Source organism: Pantoea rwandensis, assembly GCF_002095475.1.
GTDB classification, from domain to species: Bacteria; Pseudomonadota; Gammaproteobacteria; order Enterobacterales; family Enterobacteriaceae; genus Pantoea; species Pantoea rwandensis.
Genome location: NZ_MLFR01000001.1, coordinates 50,547 through 70,973, shown reverse-complemented (window position 1 = coordinate 70,973; position 20,427 = coordinate 50,547). Strand labels below are relative to the sequence as shown.

Here is a 20,427-nt window from a genome sequence, read left to right as displayed (position 1 = left end):
GGCGCATAACCCCTTCTCTCGCCTGCGTATTTTGACAGGGTTGGCATATGAATAGGTTACTGAGAAAGTGGCAGAGTCTGCCACGTGCATTGATTGTCTTAATCACGGCATTGGTGATATACGTGCCGCTGATGTTTATCGTGGTGCAAAGTTTTCTCTCTGCGCCCTTCTTTGCCAAAAAGAAAGAGCTGACGCTCGGTTCCTTCGGCTTTATTTTCTCCGATCCCGATTTCTATAAAGCGCTGGAATCGGGTTTTATCCTGGCGTTTGGTTTGGTGATTATTGCCATACCGTTGGGCGGGATTCTGGCTTTTTTGATGGTGAGAACCAATTTACCGGGTCGCCGTTTCATTGAGCCACTTATCCTGGTCCCCATTTTTGTCTCCCCCATGGTATTAGCCTTTGGTTATGTGGTAGCTGCAGGCCCGGTGGGCTTTTTGTCACAGTGGGCTAATCAACTGTTTGGTGTCGTGCCGTGGAATATCTACTCGATGACCAGCATTGTGGTGATCGCCGGTCTCACTCACGTTCCGCACGCTTACCTCTATATTTCATCAGCGCTGCGCAGCGTTAGCTCTGACGTGGAAGAGGCTGCGCGCACCGTCGGCGCTTCACCGTTGCAGGTGATGACGTCGGTTAGCTTGCCGATGGTGCGTCCATCGATCCTGTATGCCTGTGTCCTGCTGTTTTTCCTTGGATTGGAAGTATTTGGTCTGATGCTGGTGCTCGGCGACCCGGAAGGCAACATGGTGCTCGCCACCTATCTCTATAAGTTGACCAACAAATTGGGCACACCGTCCTACCACTTGATGGCGGCGGTTGCCGTCGTGCTGATCTGCTTCACCGTGCCACTGGTGATGCTACAACGCTGGCTGATGCGCACCGCTAACCGCTTCGTCACGATGAAAGGCAAAGCCTCACAGGCACGCGCTTTACCGCTCGGCAAATGGCGCTGGATTGCCGGTGCCGTGGTGTTGTTCTGGCTCACGGTGACTATCGGGGTGCCGTTACTCGGCGTGGTGATGCGCGCGTTTATCTCACATTGGGGCGTGGGCGTTTCGTTGTGGGATGAAGTCTCGTTTGCGACTTTCCGCAGCATTTGGGATCAGCCCAATCTGCTGCGCGCCATCGTTAACTCCATGCTGATTGGGGTCATCGGGGGGGCTGTAGCCGTCGTCTGTTATCTCTTCGTCGGGATTGCGATGCACCGCAAGCAAGATAACGTCACGCGTTTCCTCGATTACAGCGTGCTGGTGCCGCGCGCCGTTCCGGGTCTGTTAGCCGGTTTGGCCTTTCTCTGGGTGTTCCTGTTCATCCCGATGTGGCTCGATCAATCGCTGAAAAATGGCTGGCTTTCGAATTTATCCATGGCGGATTGGCTGCGGGAAAACTTCATTGTTTGGCTGCGTTCACTGCGCCAAACCATCTTCAGCGTCTGGCTGGCCTACACCGTGGTGTGGATGGCTTACGGTTTGCGTCTGATCTCCTCCACCCTGCTTCAAGTGGGACCGGAATTAGAAGAAGCGGCACGCAGTGCCGGCGCGACACCGGGTCAGACCACACGCCACGTGACTGTGCCCCTTTCTCGCCACGGCTTGATCGGTTCATGGCTGCTGATGTTCCTGATATTTGAGCGTGAATACTCAACTGGTGTTTATTTGCTGTCTCCGGGCACCGAAACCATCGGTTCAATGCTGGTCTCCCTGTGGTCAGCGGGCGCGATTGATATTGTTGCCGCGCTCTCCCTGATCAATATCGTGCTGGTGGTGGTCGGCCTCGGCATCGCATTACGCTTTGGAGTGAAATTACATGATTGAATTATCGGTAGATAACTTGCATCTGATGTACGGCGATAATCCAGTACTGAAAGGCGTATCGATGCAGTTGAAAAAGGGTGAAGTGGTGTCACTGCTGGGGCCTTCTGGCAGTGGAAAAACCACTTTGTTGCGGGCGGTCGCGGGTTTAGAGAAGCCCACCAAAGGCAGGATTACCATCGGCAAAAATGTGGTGTTCGACGGTACGCCTAAAAGTGAAATTCCCGCTGAAGAGCGCAATCTGGGTCTGGTGTTTCAGTCCTACGCACTATGGCCGCACAAAACCGTGTTTGAGAATGTTGCCTATCCGCTCAAGCTGCGCAAGGTTGCCAAGGACGAGATTAACCAGCGCGTGCAGGCAGTGCTGGATCAACTGGGCCTGGGCCATTTGGGTAAGCGTCATCCGCATCAGCTGTCCGGTGGGCAACAGCAACGCGTGGCGATTGGCCGTGCTCTGGTCTACAACCCACCGGTGATTCTGCTGGATGAACCCTTATCAAACCTCGATGCCAAATTGCGGGAAGAGGCGCGCGTATTCTTGCGTGAATTGATTATCCGTCTCGGTTTGTCCGCACTGATGGTGACGCATGATCAAAATGAAGCGATGGCGATTTCTGACCGCATCCTGCTGCTCAACAACGGCGTAATTGAACAACAAGGCACACCGCAGGAGATGTACAGTCAGCCGAATACGCTATTTGCCGCAGAATTCATGGGTAGCAATAACCGTCTGCACGGCAAAATCACCCACGTTGAAGGCGGCCGTGCGCGCATCGCTGGGGCTAAATGGGCGTTGTGGGGCAAATCGACGGGCGATATCCGTGTGGGCCAGGAAGGCACGGCGGTGATTCGTGTTGAGCGGCTTCACTTTGCGGAAACCACCGAGGATAACTTCATCGAACTGCCACTCCTCACCAGTATGTATTTGGGCGATCGCTGGGAATACCTGTTCCGCACCGAGGAAGATGGCTTCGCGCTGCGGGCTTATGGCCGAGAGTTCCGCGGTAATCAGCGTTTTCGTCTATCACTGCCGAAAGATGATTTGTGGATATTCCCCAAAAACTGAGAATAGACCTGCCGTAACCGGCAGGTCTGATCACTCAATCCCCACTGACGCGATAGCGTTCCAGCCAATGTGCGTAAGGCGCAGGCAACACCCAGGAAGGCTCGGTCTTATGCAGTGCCAGCGCAGCCTGATAACTCCAGTGCGGGTTTTTCAGGTGCGCGCGCCCTACCATAACCAGATCCAACTGGCCTTTCTCAATGGTCTCATTCGCGATGGCAGGAGCATCAATACCCCATGCTGAGGTCACCGGAATGTTCGCTTCGCGGCGAACACGTTCGGCAATTGGAGCGAGGAATGCCGTGCCCCACGGGATGTTGGCATCCGGGGTTGAGAAGCCCATGCTCACGCTAAGCAAGTCGAGACCATTTTCACGCCACTGCTTGGTTAGCGTAATCGCTTCCTGCAACGTCTCTTCATCTCGCCCATCAAACTCAAGCACGCCAAATCGCGCGGTCAACGGCAGATTTTCTGGCCATACTTCGCGCACCGCATCAAAGGTTTCGCGCAGGAAACGGCTGCGTCCTACGGCATTACCGCCGTATTCATCGGTACGCTGGTTAGCGTGGACGGAGAAAAAACTCTGCGCCAGATAACCGTGAGCAAAGTGCAATTCCAGCCACTCGAATCCGGCATCGCGGGCGCGCTGCGCAGCACGCACAAAATCTTCGCGTACACGTTTGATATCATCGAGCGTCATGGCCTTCGGTAAACGCGGCAAATTGGCACCAAAAGCCACGGCAGAAGGAGACAGGGTTTCCCATGCTGCCGTCTCTCCCGCAGGAATATGGTCATCACCTTCCCAGGGTTTATTTGCGCTGGCTTTGCGCCCCGCGTGTCCAATTTGAATACCCGGCACAGCACCACTGGCTTTAATTTCTCGCGCAATCTGTCCCAGTTTTTCTGCCTGAGCATCATTCCAGATGCCGAGACAAGCCGGTGTAATGCGCCCTTCTGGTGACACTGCAGTCGCTTCGACGATCACCAGCCCCGCTCCGCCGCGAGCCAAACTGTTGTAATGCACTCGATGCCATTCGTTACTGACACCGTCCACGGCACTGTACTGGCACATCGGCGGTACCGCGATACGATTGCGCAGCGTGATGCCTTTCAGGCTAAAAGGTGAAAACAGTCCCATAACAACCCCTCAATGTAATTAAAGCAAAATGACCTGCTTGCCACTAAAATTACGATGCTGCAACGCTCGTAACTGCGCAGGTAGTTGATCGTAAGGGAAATGCAGCAGCAACTCGCTTTGCAAACTCCCTGAAGCAATCTGCGCCAGCATGCGCTCACCTTGTTGCGTGAGCGCATGCCACTGCTGCGCATTGCCCGTTTGATGCAGTGCACCCAGCGCCACTTCGTGTAGAGAAAGCGCGCGGCCAAATGCGGCACATGGCCACTCCGCGACACGACCCTGAATGCAGACTAAGTGACCATTTGCCAGCAGAGTATCTGCCAGCTGTGCAGCCTGTTCTGGCCCCACCGCATCAATCACGGCGAAATAACGACGATGGGCCGTTTCTGTCGTGAGTTGGCTGTCGTTCAGGCATCGCTTTGCGCCCAGTGCGTGTAAGCGAGACCAGTGGCGCTCACTGCTCAAGGTTGTGATATCAAAACCCCGCGCCTGTGCCAGTTGCACCAGATAATGACCAACAGAACCGCCCGCACCAGCAATCAACAGCGGCGCGCCGGGCTGAGCAGGAATTTTTTCAATGGCCTGCCAGGCAGTCAATGCTGGACAAGGGAAGGCGGCCGCCGTCGCAAAATCAATATCATCTGGGATCCGCATGACAACCTGTGCAGCCAGCACGGTGTATTCTGCAAAACTGCCGTTACGCTGTAAGTTCTGGTGATACGCCACACGTTTACCCAGGAGGCTTTTCTCCACCTCTGGCCCTATCGCCACCACCGTCCCCGCACCATCAACACCCGGCACTTGTTCGAGCTGTGTGCTGAGCACTTTCCAGTCGACCGGATTAAGCCCAATCGCCGCATTCTGCACCAGAATTTCTCCCGCCTGCGGTAGCGTGGCGCTGAGATAACGTTCCTGTAGATCCAGCGGGGAATGACCTCCGAGCCAGACCCAACCACGCCAGTCAGGGGGAATGGAGAACGCCGGATCAGACATAGGCACCTGCCGAATACGTCAACTCATAACTGTGGCTGTAAATTTCAATGATGTTTCCGAACGGATCTTCCATATACACCATGCGATACGGTTTCTCGCCAGGGAAGTATTCACGCACAGGCATGCGCTGCTTGCCGCCTGCCGCCACGATTTTTTCGGCTAACCCTTCAACATCGGGATCCTGCACGCAGAAGTGGAAGACACCCGTTTTCCAGTATTCAAAGTTATTTTCTGGCTTCTCTGCGGCTTTGAATTCAAAAATCTCGACGCCTACGCGATCGCCAGTCGAAAGATGGGCAATACGGAATTTTTGCCAGCCACCGCCAAATACATCACTGCACATCACACCGATGGCGGATTCATCTTCCTGAATTTCAGTTGGTGGCATAATCAGGTACCAACCCATCACTTCAGTATAAAATTTTACAGCGGCATCAAGATCGGTCACTGACAGACCGATGTGGGAAAACGTACGTGGATAGGGAGTACTCATTGCTCATCTCCTCTGATGAAAAGATCCACAGGCTACGGCGCTACAGGTATAATGAAAACAGTGATTCAATTATGGTAATTATAAAATTTCATTATGCTAAATCCACAATGGCTTAAATCTTTTGCCACACTGGCCGAAGTGAGTAGCTTCACGGCCACCGCTGAGAGGCTGGGTATTACGCAAGCGGCCGTCAGCCAACATATTCGCCATCTTGAGCAACAGCTCGGCCCGCTGATTCTGCGGAGTAAGCGTCCATTGGAACTGACACCCGCCGGTCGGGCACTGTTGGATTATTGCCAGCAGGTAGATCGTGCCCAGCGTCACCTGGCATTGCGACTCAGTGAAGGCGACGTAACTTGCGGGGAAGTCAGCCTTATCTCCCCCGGCAGTATCGGGTTGCGGCTTTATCCCCTGCTCCTCGCTTTGCAGCAACAGCATCCTGATTTAACCATCCGTCACCGTTTTGCACCGGACAGCGAAGTGATGGATGCCGTGCTGCATAACCGGTTTGAGATGGGCCTGATGACGCTAAAGCCCGATGACAAACGTCTGGTGGCACAAAAATTTACTGAAGAACCTTTAGAGCTGGTTGTGCCAGCAGGCGCAGCAGCCACAAGATGGGAAGATCTTGAAGCCCTGGGTTTTATTGATCATCCAGATGGTCAGGCAATGGCGACGCGTCTGCTGAGCCGACGCTTTCCCGGTAATCCAGGTGTGCGTAATCTGCCACAGCGCGGCTTTAGTAATCAGATCAGCTTAATTCTCGAGCCGGTAGCACGTGGGCTAGGCTTCACCGTGTTGCCGCGCTTTGCACGCCTGGCATTTCACCGCCAGGAATGCATTCAGGTAATCGAGGCAGGCAACGCATTAGTGGATACCATCTGGTTGATCCACCGCGCTGAGTGGCCTCTTTCTGCGCGGGCACAGCAGGCACTCGGCTGGCTGGAAGCCAAGATGTAACCTTTACTGACGGGACTTAGCCTCGGCCACTAGCCCATCCAGCCAATCCTGATGGCCGTTGATCATTGGATTGGGTTTGGCATTCGCCAGCTCCACGGCAGGTTTACCGTTTTGCGTCTCTTGAGTCAGGATGCGCACGCGGTTATCTGGAAGGTCTTCAATAAGCCAAGCGTGTAATACGTCCAAACGTTCATCGCTGCCGACTTCTCCAGCCCATCCGTGCCAGGAAACACGGGCTGCTTCACCTGCAACAGGCGCGACATACTCTGTAACTTGGGCTTCAACGGGGAAGCCAAACGTTTCGAAGTAGAAACGCACGCCCTGCTCCAGTTCTGGGCCTTTATTATCGTAGAAACGGGCGTTAGCCGAATTCTGATAGTAGGTCGGCCACAGTGAAGGTGTATTCAGCAGCGGCCAGATATCTTGCGTGCTCAAGCCTGCAACAATGACCTCGTTTGAACAATAGTTATCGGCAAATCCCGGTACAAAGCCTTCCGGCCAGTTAATCGCGTTCATTTTCATTGATAGTTTCTCAAAAGTGATAAGGGACAGGTGAAGTATCTGTCTGCTGGAGAAATAACACCAATCGCCTTTCATTATCTTTGATATCAAAATTAGTGATATCTAATGGCGGTTAGCGCGCTGGCTATAACAATAATTTATAACCTTCATAAGTTAACGCGGGTTTTCATAATAGCTACATCCGCTAATCTGACGGGGCGCGGATCCAGTCAAAAATTGAGCAATGGCGCATAACTTTTATTATTTTAAAATTCTTAAGGATATTATATGGCAATCGGCCAGACCCAATTGATTAAGCCGGTGCTGATGGTACTCACCAGCTATCGCGGCATCGTTAACGGACATGAAATTTCAGGATTTTATTTGCCAGAATTAACGCATCCCCTTCATGTGCTGAATCAGGCAGGCGTGCCGGTCGCCTTTGCTTCCATTAAAGGCGGAAAACCTCCGGTCTATGGAATCGGCGATGATGAAATTAACCAACGATACTGGCAGGATGGCAATTTCCAGCAGCAACTCAATCACACGTTGCCACTGGCTGCAGCCAAAAGTGATGATTACAGTGCCGTGCTGTTTGTAGGTGGGCATGGCACTATGTGGGACTTCCCGGATGATGCTGCCGTTAAAAAACTCATCCGCGACATGTTTGAGTGCAATAAACCCATCGCTGCCGTTTGTCATGGTCCCGCCGCACTGGTCAACGTGAAGCTGAGTAATGGGGAATATCTGGTGAAAGGTAAACGCGTCGCGGCATTTACCGACACAGAAGAAATGGAAGTGGGGCTGGCGGGTGCAGTACCCTTTATGTTGGAGAGCACGCTGAAAGCACGCGGAGCACGACATCAAGCGGCTGAAAACTGGCAATGCAACGTTGTGACCGATGGCGTACTGATTACAGGCCAGAATCCGCAGTCAGCCTCCGAGATTGGCAAAGCGCTTTGCCAGCAGCTGCTGGCGGGATAACACGCAACGCTCTTATCAGCATAAATTCACTTTTGCCTTTCACTGCCGGGGCTTATGAAAACCGATATACGCAATCTGGATCTCAATTTGCTGAAGGCACTTGACGCACTGTTGGATGAGCGCAGTGTGACGCGCGCGGCCGAGCGACTATCACTCACGCAACCCGCCGTCAGCGGAATGCTAACGCGCCTGCGCGAGTGCTTTGACGATCCTTTGTTTACACGCACTCAGCGCGGCATCATTCCAACATTGCGGGCGTTAGAACTGGCGCAGCCGGTGAAATCAATTCTGGCTGAAGTCAGTGAATTATTGCAGCCTAAGGCATTTGAACCCGCTATCGCTGAGATGACGGTGAAGATTGCCGCCACGGATTATGCCTTGCGCGCCGTCATTGTGCCGTTTATGGCCGCTTTGCGATTACAGGCACCCGGTATTCGCGTGGCGGTATTGCCGGTGAATAACGAACAGCTCAGCGCGCAGTTTGAGCGCGGCGACGTTGATTTTGCGCTAATAACGCCGGAGACAGCCCCACCTGACCTGCATGCCAGAGCGCTGTATGACGAAGAGTATGTGTGCTTACTGCGGGCAGACCATCCACTCACGCAGCCGGAAGGTTTAACACTGGATACCTTCTGTGAACATGATCACGCGCTGGTATCCTATGTTGGAGGCAACTTTAGCGGCGTCACCGATGAGGCGCTGGCTTTATGTGGTCGGACACGACGCGTCACGCTCTCTGTTTGCAGCTTCCTGGTGCTGCCAGAGATTTTGCGCGTCAGTGATTTGATCAGTGTGGTGCCAAAACGATTAACCTATGACCTGCCCGGCCTCATTGTTTTGCCGCCTCCCCTAGACATTCAGGGCTTTAGCAAAATTGTGGTCTGGCATGAACGCACACACCGGGATGCAGGGCACCGCTGGTTACGTGATCTGCTCTTTTCAACCGCCGTTTAAATCAGACGCTGCTGTATCTGGTTGACGCAATCCTGAATCAGAACCAGCGTGGCGACCTGGTCTTTCTCCACAAAACGATAGGTCGGCATGCTGACGCTGATGCAGCCTGCAACGGCACCACGTGGATCGAGGATTGCGCTACCATAACAGCAGATATCTAACTCGTTCTCCTGATCGTCTATTGCGTAACCGCGCTGGCGAGTGACGGCTATTTCCGTATGAATAGCGTCTCGGGTGGTGCGTGTGTACTCAGTAAAAGATTGCAAGTCCAGTTGTTCAAGCCAGCCATCCAGTGCGTCTGCAGGCTGCGCGGCAAGCCACGCTTTTCCTACTGAACTGGAATACAAGCTCACACGCGTGCCCACACGTGAAGCCATACGAACCGTGCGATGCGCTTCCAGTTTGTCGATGTAGACCATTTCCAGTCCATTGCGTACCGCCAGATGCACCGTCTCATCAAGAGCGTCACGCAATTGCGTTAACCAGGGTTGTGCCACCGCACGGATATCACTGGTTTCCAGCGACCGCCACGCCAGTGCCACAAAGCGCGGCCCCAGTCCGAGGCGATCCAAATGATCACTCACCAGCATACCCTCTGCCAATAGCGCCTCGACAATGCGGTGCGTCGTCGGACGTGGCAGCGCCAGCGTTTTTGCCAGCGTGCCAATGGTCAATTGATGAGGTTGGTCGGAAACGACCTGTAGGGCTCGCATAAATTTCTGAAAAGCGGCGGTCCCCGGAACTGCAGCGTTTTTTTCCATTAAGTCGTTATGCCGTTAAGTAACCTCCGTCCACCGGCAAAATTGTGCCGGTAATGAACGAGGCTGCAGGGCTGCACAGAAAGACCACGGCCTTCGCTACATCTGCTGGCGTTCCCCAGCGTTTGAGCGGTGTGCGGGACAAAATAGGTTCCGCACGCAATGGATCGTCTTGCAGCGCCTGCGTCAAAGTAGTCGCAATCCAGCCAGGGGCTACCGCATTCACACGGATACCCTCAGCGGCATAGGCAATCGCGAGGGATTTTGTGAGCTGCATAATGCCACCTTTACTGGCGCTGTATCCCGGCACCAGGCCTCCGCCAAAAAAGCTTAACATTGAAGCCGTATTGACGATGCATCCCTTACTTTGCGCCAGTTTTTTGCGTGCAGCTGAGCAGCAACGTAGCGTGCCGGTGAGGTTAATATCAATGACGTTTTCAAACACGTCAACCTGATGCTCTTTTTCCCGGCTAATAATACCTGCACAGTTTATCAGCAGATCCAACTGTGGCAGCGCATTGATAACGTTCAGGATCGCGTTATTGTCACGTACATCTAACTCCTGAACAGTAATGTGATGCGCCGCAGGCAGTTGATGTGTCTTACTCTGCACGCCTGCTGCAATCACGTTAGCCCCCAACTCTGCGAGGGTGCTGGCAATGCCAGCACCGATGCCCGTCGTCCCACCCGTTACCAGGGCTGTTTTTCCGGCAAATAAATCAGCTTTAAACGTCATAGCGCGTGTTCTCTTTATCAGTTTGAAGGGAAACATCGGCGTTTTTGAGGAGCGGTTGTTTATCAGTAGGAAGTAAACTCATGCTGTAATTACCGCGATAATCTCGCTAGCCATCAGTCTATTGTCATACCGAGCTATATGCTCAACGACCCAGCCAGTACCACATTAACCACCCATATTCGTCTCGACGATGCAGGTGATTAAGACTGTTAGGTTAAGGACTAACATTGCAGGGGTCAGCGGATAAACTGATCGACGAAATCCGCCCCGAGGCCAACGGATTCGTAGTGTTTACGACACATATCGATTTTGGTGAAGACGTCTTCAAACCCGATATGATTGCCCCAGGGATCAACGTAATACATGCAGCCATGAACCTGGAACATTGTGATCATCTCTTCAACATCGTCATCCACCACCAGTGTGTGTGTCTCACCAGGGGGTTCAAAGACGTACCCTCCTTCCACGGCTTCCCAGTCATGTTCAAGATAACGCCAGCGCCCTTTAATGACGTAAGCATGAACCGGTGCCGGATGGCGGTGGCGGCTCAGTACACCCGATTTCCTCACCCGTAAAAGATTCATCCAATATCCGGAAGATCGATTCAGACACAGAGGACGAAACCAGACGTTCTCTGCTTGCGGAACCCAAATACGTTCATCAATGGGAACAGCATTCGGCACCACTAAATCCGGCACCATATCTCCCGGTTGGTCGTACTGATAGGGCATACGACGCAGCGTTTCAGCATCCAGATTTGTTTTAGACTCGCTCATTATCACCTCGCAATTAATCCACAATGTGGACATCAAGTCCATAATATGAATTTAATTAACGTCAAAATTTAACAAGCTGGCAATAATTCTTGAGAAGAAGTGCGGAACAGATCACTAATTAAGCAGGATGTTTGTGGGGAAATGCGGCACTGTCCGTACCGCACTGATTAAAAAATTAGGTTCTGAGTCGGCTAGTCTGAAGCGCTGATTGGGTGATGGCCTCAAAATTTTCCTCACGCAGCATTTGCGGGGTCGCCAGCCAGGAACCCCCGACACAAACGACGTTCGGCAGCGCCAGATATTGGCTGGCATTGTTGGGGGTGATACCACCGGTAGGACAGAAGCGCACAGTGGAGAAAGGGCCAGCAACCGCCTTGATTGCCTGGACACCGCCATTGGCTTCTGCTGGGAAGAACTTAAACGCTGTCAGTCCCCTTTCCATCCCCAACATCAGCTCCGACACTGTGCTGATACCGGGAATAAAGGGCGTTCCACTCATTTCAGCATGGCGTAATAAAGAGTCCGTTACGCCTGGGCTGATGACAAATTTGGCACCTGCCGCCTCAACATCTCGAAACTGTCTGGGCGAGATCACCGTACCTGCGCCAATAATGGCTTCCGGCACTTGTTCAGCGATTTTCGCAATCGCATCCAGCGCACATTCCGTTCTTAAGGTGACTTCCAATACTTTGATCCCACCAGCAATGAGCGCCTTGGCCAAAGGTACCGCCTGCGAGACTTTTTCGATCACCAGTACCGGAATGACTGGACCTGTTTGCATCACCTCTAATGCCGTTATCTGAGCTTCACGCATTTGCACTTCCCCTTGTTAAATCTGACATGTCATTTTGAATGATAACTCTGCAATTCCTTATCTCAACTGGACGACTAAACAAGTCATTTTTGCTGATAAAATCGATATATGTGATCGAAATCCAATCAATTGAAGAAATCGCTTTTGGATTAATACTGCCAAATGTTACTTATTCTGACATGTCAGATGGCATATTAAAACAGGATCCTTTAATGAAACCTCTCATTCCTTCCCCTCCGTCACAGCGTGGTAATAAACGATGGGGCGTGGCTTTCATTTTGCTCGTCGGTGGATTTATCAACTATCTTGATCGGGCAAGTCTCGGGGTAGCCGCCCCCTCGATGATGAGCGATCTTCATCTCACCAATACCGATATTGGTTTAATGGGCTCGGTGTTTTCACTCTGCTTTGCCTTTAGCCAACTGCCTGCCGGTTGGCTGGCCGACCGTTTTGGCCCTCGTAAGGTGTACGCTTCTGCGGCGACGCTATGGGGGTTATCCACCATGCTGACAGGCCTGTGCAGCACGCTGCCCGCGCTGCTAGCCGCCCGTGGCTTGCTGGGCATGACCGAAGCTCCTGGCTGGCCAACCTCGGCCAAGATCACCTCTATCTGGTTCCCCCGTAAAGAACGCGCACTGGCCAGTTCGATCTGGGATGCTTCATCACGCTGGGGTTTAGCTTTCGCGCCGCCGTTGCTGGTGTTCATGAGCATCCACTTTGGTTGGGGAGCCCTGTTTTATCTTGCAGGCAGCCTGGGGGTAATTTTTGGTGTGGTGTTCTTTTTCATCTATCGTCACCCAGAAAATCATCCCAGCATGACACAGGCCGAACGTGACTATATCCTCGCTGATGGCGGAGGCAGTCTGCCGCAACAACCTGCCGGATCTCGGGTGAAATGGGCTGAGCTTTTCCGCTACAAATCGATGTGGGGCATGATGTTGGGCTGGTTTTGCTACATCTGGCTATTCAATATTTTTGTCACCTTCCTGCCGCTTTACCTGATGAAAACACAGAACATGACGCTAAGCAGTATGGGCGTTTACGCCAGTATCCCCTATCTGGCTGGAATTGTAGGCGCAGCGCTTGGAGGATTCGCAGTCAAATGGCTGATTGATGGCAGACGCGTCGCTGAACCGCTCAAGGCCAAGAAAATCGTCATTATGGTAGCGGCATTAATCAGCGGTGTTACCACGGTCGCGGTTCCTTTCTGCGATTCATTGGTGGCAGCGCTGGCAATGATGACCATTGCGATGTTCTTTTTGTCCGCAGTTTCCTGTACCTGCTGGGCAATTCCCGGAGATGTAGCATCGAATGATATCGTGGGAACCGTTTGCGGTATTCAGAACTTTGGCGGTTTTTTTGCAGGTGCATTATCACCTTTGGTGACCGGTTTTATCGCCGACACAACCGGCTCTTACGCTATGGCATTTATCAGCGGCGGCGTGATCGCAGCAATGAGCGGCCTGTGTTACTGGTTCCTGGTGAAGAAACCGATTGTGCGTGAAGGTGAGAGTTTAGCTGGAGCGGGACAACCCCTGCAGGGTCAGCTTTAACAACCGTAAAAAAGGCAGGTTATCCTGCCTTTTCTTGTTAATTACTTTGCAGTATATGGTTGTCCACCGACATGTACTTTATAAATACGGAAGTTTGGCACTGCTGGATTATCAAAATTCATCTCGCCCCCTACCCATGAGTTCAGATGGTTGCTGACAAAATAGAGATCGCCTTTACCACCCCAGCCAATGGTATCCGGCCAGGCAATGGCTTCATCTGTCACGTAGGGTGTAACCTTGCCGGTTTTCGCATCACGTTTCATCAGCCCATTCAGCGTGAGTGCCGTCATGTAAAGGTTGCCCGCACGATCTGCCGTCATACCATCCGTGTTTGAAGGCAGGGTATTGACGACTTTAATACCCTTTTCAATCTGCGCTTCGCTGTTGGAGAAATCACGCAGCAGTGCCGTTGGCACACTCATTAAGCGATTGCCGGTCAGATTGGTCCAATACAGGGTTTTCTTATCACCCGATAACGCAATGCCATCCGCGCCCGTGAGCATTGGATTCGCTTTACCCTCTTTATCTTTCAGGACTTTTTCGCCATGAATGCTAAAGGTGAAGCCAGGCTGATCGTTGACCCATTCCGGGTTCGTCAGCACTTTTTTCGCCTGGCCGCTTTTCATGTTGTAGACCAGCAGCGCACCTTTCAACGGATGACACATAATGCCGGAATCGGTGATGTATACCACGCCACGATCGTTATCGACCGCCACATCATTCAGGAATGAGCAGGTAAAATCGACCTGGTCATTGGTGAAGGTATAACGAGCCACCTCCTTATTACTGTTCAAATCCCAGGCGATGAGTTTCTCATCACCCGCTTTGTTTGGTGCCCCTGCAATGTGTCCCTGGTCCAGAATCCACATCACATTGTTGCGATCGATTTCAAAGCCGAGTACGGCTTTCAATCCCAGTGGATTTTTCACGTCGTTCATCTCAACGTTAGGGAAAGGCTGTAGCAGCCACTTGCCCTCTTTCTTCACTAAGCGCGATAAGGTTGCCGGTACTTTTGGGCCACCCCAGCGAGCGGTGCTGACATAGATATTACCTTTAGCATCCACTTTGACGCCGTGCAGCATCGCTTTAGTGTCATTCTTTTGCCACGCGGCTTCTGCATCAGCATTGCCCAAGTCATAAGGCAGACGATTCCATTCTGCGACCACCTCAAGCTTGGGTTGCGCGGCGCTCATTGCCACCAGCGGCATAGCGGAGAAAACACCCGCCACCAGCATGGGTAAAAGTGCAACCTGCGCTGAAAAGTTCTTATTAACCATTTGATGTTCCCCTGTCTAAAGCCAGACGATTCTGACATGTCAGAATCTAGCATCGCGGGGTTTATTTTTTCGATACTAAAATTTATAAAACGCATTGCGCTTCACAGAAAATATTTTCAATGAAATCAAATCCCCTGTCAGAGGACGATAAATATCAGACACAATAAGGAATGATGAAACAAAAATTAAATTTATCATAATGATTTATATGCATTTAATTTCTTACAAGAAAATAAATTTCGAAGAATAAACTTAATATCACTAAATTTTATTGTGGATATCACATTAATTTATATCACATGTCATTTTTCATAAAAGGTAAGTCCCCTTAACATTAACCCGCCGCACCGTGTTATTTACAGTCCACTTCCCCTTCCCTCTATCAATCTCAATCATGGCGTATTTTTTTTAATTTATTGATAAATATCATTTTAAATCACACAAAATCTAACATGTCACATATAGGTGAAGATGTAAGTATTCGGTGTTAGCAATTTGTACGCCAGATGTCCAATCCGTTGAGACTTTGATCACATAAATTCTCTAATTCAATGTGTTGTTGTGATCGCAACTACAAAAAACCAACAATCACCATGCGCAACCATGTCGTGATGATAGATTATCTAACATGTCAGATTGATATATCCACTCTTCTACATACTTCCAGAAGTACCTCTGGAGCGGCGGCTCAGTTCATCATTTCCTCTGAGCTCTCAAACAACATAAGAAACAGGGTTAACGCCATGAGTTCACTTACACACCCTTCAGCGTCTGACAGCGTTGATGAGATTGAAAAATCGACGATACGTAAAACCATCATGATGTTGGTTCCACTGATGCTGGCGATGTATGTCGTCGCCTACATCGACCGACAGAATATCAGCTTTGCGAAATTGCAAATGGTGAGCAGCCTGGGCTGGAGCGAATCTGCATTTGGATTGGGTGCTTCACTGTTTTTCATTGGCTACCTGCTATTTAGTGTGCCAGGGAATTTAATTCTTTCCAAAGTGGGGGCAAAACGCTGGTTCGCCCTCAGCCTCTGCGCCTGGGGCATCATTACGATTGCATTAGCCTTTACGCAAAGCCTGACCATGTTCTACTCGTTGCGTTTTATATTGGGCCTTGCAGAAGCCAGCTTCTACCCGGGACTGATTTTCTATTCTACGCAGTGGTTCCCCACCAAGTATCGTCCGCGGATTGTCGGATTTCTGGTCACCGCCAGCATGTTTGCCAATATGATTGGCGCACCTCTTAACGGCTCACTGCTCAGCATGCACGGCATCATGGGTTACGAAGGCTGGCAGTGGTTGTTCCTGGTCACCGGTCTACTGGCTCTGGTTTTAGTCCTTCCTGTACTCTTCTTCTTCCCTGGTACGCCTGAACAATCAAACTTCCTGTCTGCAGAACAGAAAAAATGGTTAATCGGTCGTCTGGAAGCTGAACGTCGTGAGCAGGCGGATAAGTCCGTCGATACGCTGTTCAAATCGCTGACGGATAAACGCGTGTTAGCGCTGGCTCTGGTTTATGGCTTCATCTGCTTTGGCGCTTATGGCATCAGCTACTGGATGCCGACTATCGTCAAATCCTTTGGAGTATCCGATATGGCCAATGGTTTCCTTAACATGATCCCCTGGGCGCTGGTGATGCTGCTGCTGCGCTGGCTGACGAAAAATCCGGACCGTACAAATAATCCATTTATTAACGTTGCAATGCCGATGTTTACCGCCGCGTTGTGTCTGGTCGGATCGGTCTACTTCTTTTCACAACCCGCGATCAGTTTTGCCTTTATCTGTGGCGTGGTGCTGTCCGTGTTTGCGATTCAACCCTGTTTCTGGAACATGGCGAAATTTCTCTCTGGGGCCTCTGCCGCCGCGGGGTTAGCCGCCATTAACTCATTGGCAAATCTGGGCGGATTTTTCGCGCAAAACACCATCCCTCTGGTGCGCGACCAAATGCAAAGTGCATCTGCACCGATGATCTATCTGGCGATTGTGATGCTGGTTGGCGGCCTTTGCACGGTCATGATCATTAAATGGTTGCAGCGAAAAGACGCGCCATCATCCGCCACTACAGTGACAAACTAACATTTCAGATTAACCAAAAAAACGTGATGAATATCACTATTTAAGGTAACAACTCTTGTTACCCCAGTATAAATTCGTCACCATAAATTAAAACTAACATGTCAGATTGAGATGATCATGAAAAAGATTGTGGTACTCGAACCGGGCTATGAACACTACCAGGAAGAGATCAAAGTCCTCGCTGCATTCAATCCTGAATTCATCGTGGTGCCCAAAAGTGCTTCTCAGGAAGAGCGCGCAAAAGCCCTGTTACAAGCTGATGCTTTGATGATTCGTGAGGCACCGCTGCCACTGGAGTACATCGCCTTGCTGGATAAATGTCAGGCAATTGTGCGCTATGGCGTGGGTGTCGATAACGTGGATTTAGCGGCGGCGAAAGAGAAAGGTATTTATGTCGCCAATGTGCCCGACTACGGCTCGGAAGATGTTGCAGAGCATGCGCTGGCTCTGCTGTTAGCAGCCACTCGACGTATTACCTCACGTAACACGCAGGTTCATGCAGGTCAGTGGAACATTGGCCAGGCAGAGCCGATGTATCGCCTGAGTGGCAAAGTGCTCGGAATTGTCGGTTTTGGCCGCATTGCTCGTTGCCTGGCCGCCAAAGCAAGCGGCATCGGTTTTAGCCGTATGTTGGTTTGCGATCCCCTGTTAAATGATGCCGATGCCATGGCTGCGGGTGTTGAGAAAGTCACGCTTGAGCAGTTATGCCAGCAAGCAGATCTGATTTCGCTGCATGTCCCACTGTCAGAGAAGACCCGCCACCTGATAGGCGCAGAACAGTTGGCCTTAATGAAACCGACAACCATCGTGGTGAATACCTCGCGCGGGGGGTTAATCGATGAGAATGCCCTTTATCAGGCGCTGATAGAAAACCGCTTATTCGCCGCGGGTCTGGACGTGTTTGAACAGGAACCTGTGCGTCAGGACCACCCTCTCCTCACATTACCGAATGTTATTTGCACCGATCACACTGCCTGGTTCACGGAAGAGTCCGTGACCGAACTACAGCGGAAAGCCGCGCAGGAAGTCCTGCGTATTTTCGAAGGCAACAAACCACTGAACTGGGTTAACCCATAAAATTTCCGATATCTAAGGAGTAAATAATGTACAGCAAAGAAATCATTGACGGTTATCGCGCCATTTATTCAACCGCATCCATTGCCGATGCTTGCGACATTATCGTTGGCAAAACCATGTTTCTGCCGTTCGAGGTGAAGAACCGTATCAACGATAAAAAAATCGTTGGCCCAGCCGTCACTATTCTTGAAGACGTCACTGAAGAGAAAGTCCCACCTCAGCATGCGCTTGATGCGATTGATGAATCTGAAGCAGGTTCTGTGATTGTGATTGGCGGTGCCGCTGCACTGGAAACGGTTGCGGTTTGGGGCGGGTTAATGACGGCAGGTGCGGTGGCGAATAAACATGAAGGTGCCGTGCTGATGGGTGGCGTGCGCGATCTAATTGAAATCCGCCGCGATTACGACTTCCCCGTATTTGCCAAAACGGTGACACCAGGCACGACACTGGGTCGGTTCAAAACGCTGTCATCCAACAAGCCAGTGCAAATGGGTGATGTAACCGTGCATCCTGGTGACTTAATCATTGGCGACGTGGACGGCGTAGTCTGTGTACCGCAAGAGCATGTTGAAGCCGTACTTGAACTGTCTGTTTCCATTGACAGCCGTGAACTGGAACAGGCCAAACTGATCATTGCGTCTGGCTCACTGCGTGAAGGCCTGGCGAAGTACGGTCGTATTTAATACCCCTGCCTTTATACGCCCTGAAGATCTTCAGGGCGTACTCCACAGGATCTCTGTTATGAAAACCATTGATATTCTCTCCTTCGGCGAACCGCTTTATGAATTTAGCGAACTGCCTCAGGGTGAAATTCCCACCAAGTATCTCAGCGGTTTTGGTGGTGATACCTCGAATTTTGCGGTCAGTGCCGCCAGACAAGGCGCGAAAGTCGCCATGCTGACGCAACTGGGAAAAGATGTTTTTGGCGATAAGTTTATCGCCTTATGGCAGCAAGAAGGCGTCAATACCGACTTCGTGCTCCGCCACAACGATGCGCCAACCGGGATTTACTTCATTACTCATGACGAAGAGGGGCATCATTTTACGTTTTATCGTAAAGGGTCCGCCGCGTCGCTCGTTCGCCCAAGTGATTTGCCGCAGGCCGCCATTCAGCAGGCGCACCTGCTGCATACTTCAGCGATTACGCTCGCTATCAGTGATTCTGCCAGTGACAGTGTGTTTGCTGCTATCGATCTGGCGCGTCAATCTGACACACAGGTTTCATTTGACACCAATCTGCGCCTGAAGCTATGGCCGCTAGCGCGTGCGCGTGCCGTCATTCATGAAGTGGCGCGTCTGGTCGATATCTGCCTGCCGAGCCTTGATGAGGCAAAACTTCTCACCGGGCTAGAAGATGCCGATGCTATCGCCGATTTCTATCTCAACCTGGGGGTTAAACATCTGGTACTGAAGATGGGGAGTGAAGGGGCTATGTATGCCAGCCCGCAACAGCGATTGCGCGTGGCGGGACATCGTGTGGCAACTGTTGATGCCACAGGTGCAGGAGACTGCTTCTCAGGCGCTTTCCTCACCCAGTTCCTGACTGGAAACGCGCCTGCTGAAGCGCTGCGTTATGCTAATGCGGCGGCGGCGCTCACCACCACGGGCTACGGTGCGGTGGCACCTATTCCTACCCGTACCAGTGTTGAGGCGTTTGTACATTCTCTCAACTGAGTTCCGTTTTTGTTGATCACGCGCATCCGGATGGATGCGCGATACGCTTTCAGTGCATGTCCGACCATGCGGTTATCTGGTATAAAGACTGCTTCTGCCGTTTAGGCAACCCGCAGGCAATGGAGACGTAACACAGCATGGCGCAGGACCTTCTGAAAGATGTAGTGTATAAGCGAATCAAGGACATGATTATTAATGGTTCGCTGCCTATGGGCGGCAAACTATCAGAATCCGCGTTGGCGACCCGGCTTGCAGCCAGTAAAGCGCCAGTGCGTGATGCGCTGCGTCGTCTACAAAGCGAAGGTCTGGTTCAGATCAAACCTAAAAGTGGCACGTTTGTGTTTAGCTTGAATGATGTGGAATTCAAGGATCTTCTGGAATTTCGTTTCTATGTCGAAGCAAAAGCCATGTCGTTATCGCTGAAGAAGAATCCCAAACAGTTGGTGCAGGAGATCTCCGCCATTCTCGATAACATGGATTACTGCATCAGCAACGGATCAACAGTCGAATATATCCGGCTCGATAACCTGTTCCATGAGGCGCTTTTTAACTGGTGCCAAAATCCTTACCTGACCCAGGCTTACATATTGATCTCTTCACGCATGGCGACCATTCGGCACTACATGGGCAGCAATGATGAGCATATGAATCGCTCTTATCAGCAACATGTGACGATTGTTAAAGCGCTACGTGAAAACGATTACGACACCGCTTTAGACGCTTTACAGGGACATATTCTGCCGGAATATGGTGCCTACTGGGGTCTGCTGTGATCTCT

At 51.4% G+C, this 20,427-nt stretch carries 20 protein-coding genes; 11 read left to right on the top strand and 9 right to left on the bottom strand.

Annotated elements, in window-relative coordinates:
• Positions 1-47 precede the first annotated feature (47 nt).
• Positions 48-1,817, top strand: a complete 1,770-nt coding sequence (locus HA51_RS00350; protein WP_084931140.1) for an ABC transporter permease — start codon at positions 48-50, stop codon at positions 1,815-1,817.
• Complete coding sequence (locus HA51_RS00345) at positions 1,810-2,880, top strand: ABC transporter ATP-binding protein (RefSeq protein ID WP_084931139.1); 1,071 nt, start codon at positions 1,810-1,812, stop codon at positions 2,878-2,880. Before HA51_RS00350 ends, HA51_RS00345 begins: the two co-directional genes overlap by 8 nt.
• Positions 2,881-2,914: 34 nt before the next feature.
• On the opposite strand, the gene HA51_RS00340 is transcribed toward HA51_RS00345, so the two are convergent.
• The 3 genes from HA51_RS00340 to HA51_RS00330 are packed head-to-tail and all read right to left on the bottom strand — an operon-like array spanning position 2,915 to position 5,501.
• Positions 2,915-4,015: an NADH:flavin oxidoreductase/NADH oxidase gene (locus HA51_RS00340; RefSeq protein WP_084931138.1), complete on the bottom strand. Its 1,101-nt coding sequence runs from the start codon at positions 4,013-4,015 to the stop codon at positions 2,915-2,917.
• Positions 4,016-4,033: 18 nt separating this feature from the next.
• A complete protein-coding gene (locus HA51_RS00335) occupies positions 4,034-5,008 on the bottom strand; it encodes an alcohol dehydrogenase catalytic domain-containing protein (protein ID WP_084931137.1) in 975 nt (324 codons plus the stop codon).
• On the bottom strand, positions 5,001-5,501 hold the full coding sequence (locus HA51_RS00330; RefSeq protein WP_084931136.1) for a lactoylglutathione lyase family protein: 501 nt from the start codon (positions 5,499-5,501) through the stop codon (positions 5,001-5,003). Before HA51_RS00330 ends, HA51_RS00335 begins: the two co-directional genes overlap by 8 nt.
• Positions 5,502-5,594: 93 nt before the next feature.
• Here HA51_RS00330 and HA51_RS00325 point away from each other — a divergent pair, with 93 nt between their 5' ends.
• A complete protein-coding gene (locus HA51_RS00325; protein WP_084931135.1) occupies positions 5,595-6,461 on the top strand; it encodes a LysR family transcriptional regulator in 867 nt (288 codons plus the stop codon).
• Between the two features lie 3 nt (positions 6,462-6,464).
• Here HA51_RS00325 and HA51_RS00320 read toward each other — a convergent pair whose 3' ends face one another.
• Positions 6,465-6,977, bottom strand: coding sequence for an SRPBCC family protein (locus HA51_RS00320; RefSeq protein WP_084932000.1), 513 nt, complete (start codon positions 6,975-6,977; stop codon positions 6,465-6,467).
• A gap of 273 nt (positions 6,978-7,250) precedes the next feature.
• Here HA51_RS00320 and HA51_RS00315 point away from each other — a divergent pair, with 273 nt between their 5' ends.
• Complete coding sequence (locus HA51_RS00315) at positions 7,251-7,946, top strand: type 1 glutamine amidotransferase domain-containing protein (protein ID WP_084931134.1); 696 nt, start codon at positions 7,251-7,253, stop codon at positions 7,944-7,946.
• 54 nt (positions 7,947-8,000) lie between these two features.
• Complete coding sequence (locus tag HA51_RS00310) at positions 8,001-8,900, top strand: LysR family transcriptional regulator (RefSeq protein WP_084931133.1); 900 nt, start codon at positions 8,001-8,003, stop codon at positions 8,898-8,900.
• On the opposite strand, the gene HA51_RS00305 is transcribed toward HA51_RS00310, so the two are convergent.
• From HA51_RS00305 to HA51_RS00290, 4 genes are all read right to left on the bottom strand, one after another.
• Entirely contained in the window at positions 8,897-9,613 is a 717-nt protein-coding gene (locus HA51_RS00305) for an IclR family transcriptional regulator (protein WP_158087342.1), read from the bottom strand. The two genes, HA51_RS00310 and HA51_RS00305, sit on opposite strands and share 4 nt — an antisense overlap.
• Before the next feature lie 55 nt (positions 9,614-9,668).
• Positions 9,669-10,394 carry an SDR family NAD(P)-dependent oxidoreductase gene (locus HA51_RS00300; RefSeq protein ID WP_084931131.1) on the bottom strand — a complete coding sequence of 242 codons (726 nt, stop codon included), beginning with the start codon at positions 10,392-10,394 and terminating at the stop codon, positions 9,669-9,671.
• Positions 10,395-10,630: 236 nt separating this feature from the next.
• Positions 10,631-11,170, bottom strand: coding sequence for a 2,4'-dihydroxyacetophenone dioxygenase family protein (locus tag HA51_RS00295; RefSeq protein WP_084931130.1), 540 nt, complete (start codon positions 11,168-11,170; stop codon positions 10,631-10,633).
• A 175-nt stretch (positions 11,171-11,345) separates the two neighbouring features.
• Positions 11,346-11,984: a bifunctional 4-hydroxy-2-oxoglutarate aldolase/2-dehydro-3-deoxy-phosphogluconate aldolase gene (locus HA51_RS00290; RefSeq protein WP_084931129.1), complete on the bottom strand. Its 639-nt coding sequence runs from the start codon at positions 11,982-11,984 to the stop codon at positions 11,346-11,348.
• A gap of 212 nt (positions 11,985-12,196) precedes the next feature.
• Here HA51_RS00290 and HA51_RS00285 point away from each other — a divergent pair, with 212 nt between their 5' ends.
• Positions 12,197-13,537: an MFS transporter gene (locus HA51_RS00285; protein WP_084931128.1), complete on the top strand. Its 1,341-nt coding sequence runs from the start codon at positions 12,197-12,199 to the stop codon at positions 13,535-13,537.
• 41 nt (positions 13,538-13,578) lie between these two features.
• On the opposite strand, the gene HA51_RS00280 is transcribed toward HA51_RS00285, so the two are convergent.
• Complete coding sequence (locus HA51_RS00280; RefSeq protein WP_084931127.1) at positions 13,579-14,814, bottom strand: L-dopachrome tautomerase-related protein; 1,236 nt, start codon at positions 14,812-14,814, stop codon at positions 13,579-13,581.
• A 743-nt stretch (positions 14,815-15,557) separates the two neighbouring features.
• Between HA51_RS00280 and HA51_RS00275 the strand changes: the two genes are divergently transcribed.
• From HA51_RS00275 to HA51_RS00255, 5 genes are all read left to right on the top strand, one after another.
• Entirely contained in the window at positions 15,558-16,898 is a 1,341-nt protein-coding gene (locus tag HA51_RS00275) for an MFS transporter (protein ID WP_084931126.1), read from the top strand.
• Between the two features lie 117 nt (positions 16,899-17,015).
• Entirely contained in the window at positions 17,016-17,975 is a 960-nt protein-coding gene (locus tag HA51_RS00270) for a C-terminal binding protein (RefSeq protein WP_084931125.1), read from the top strand.
• A 26-nt stretch (positions 17,976-18,001) separates the two neighbouring features.
• On the top strand, positions 18,002-18,658 hold the full coding sequence (locus HA51_RS00265) for an RraA family protein (RefSeq protein ID WP_084931124.1): 657 nt from the start codon (positions 18,002-18,004) through the stop codon (positions 18,656-18,658).
• A gap of 58 nt (positions 18,659-18,716) precedes the next feature.
• Complete coding sequence (locus HA51_RS00260; RefSeq protein ID WP_084931123.1) at positions 18,717-19,649, top strand: sugar kinase; 933 nt, start codon at positions 18,717-18,719, stop codon at positions 19,647-19,649.
• A 137-nt stretch (positions 19,650-19,786) separates the two neighbouring features.
• Positions 19,787-20,422, top strand: a complete 636-nt coding sequence (locus tag HA51_RS00255; protein ID WP_084931122.1) for a GntR family transcriptional regulator — start codon at positions 19,787-19,789, stop codon at positions 20,420-20,422.
• Positions 20,423-20,427: the final 5 nt, after the last annotated feature.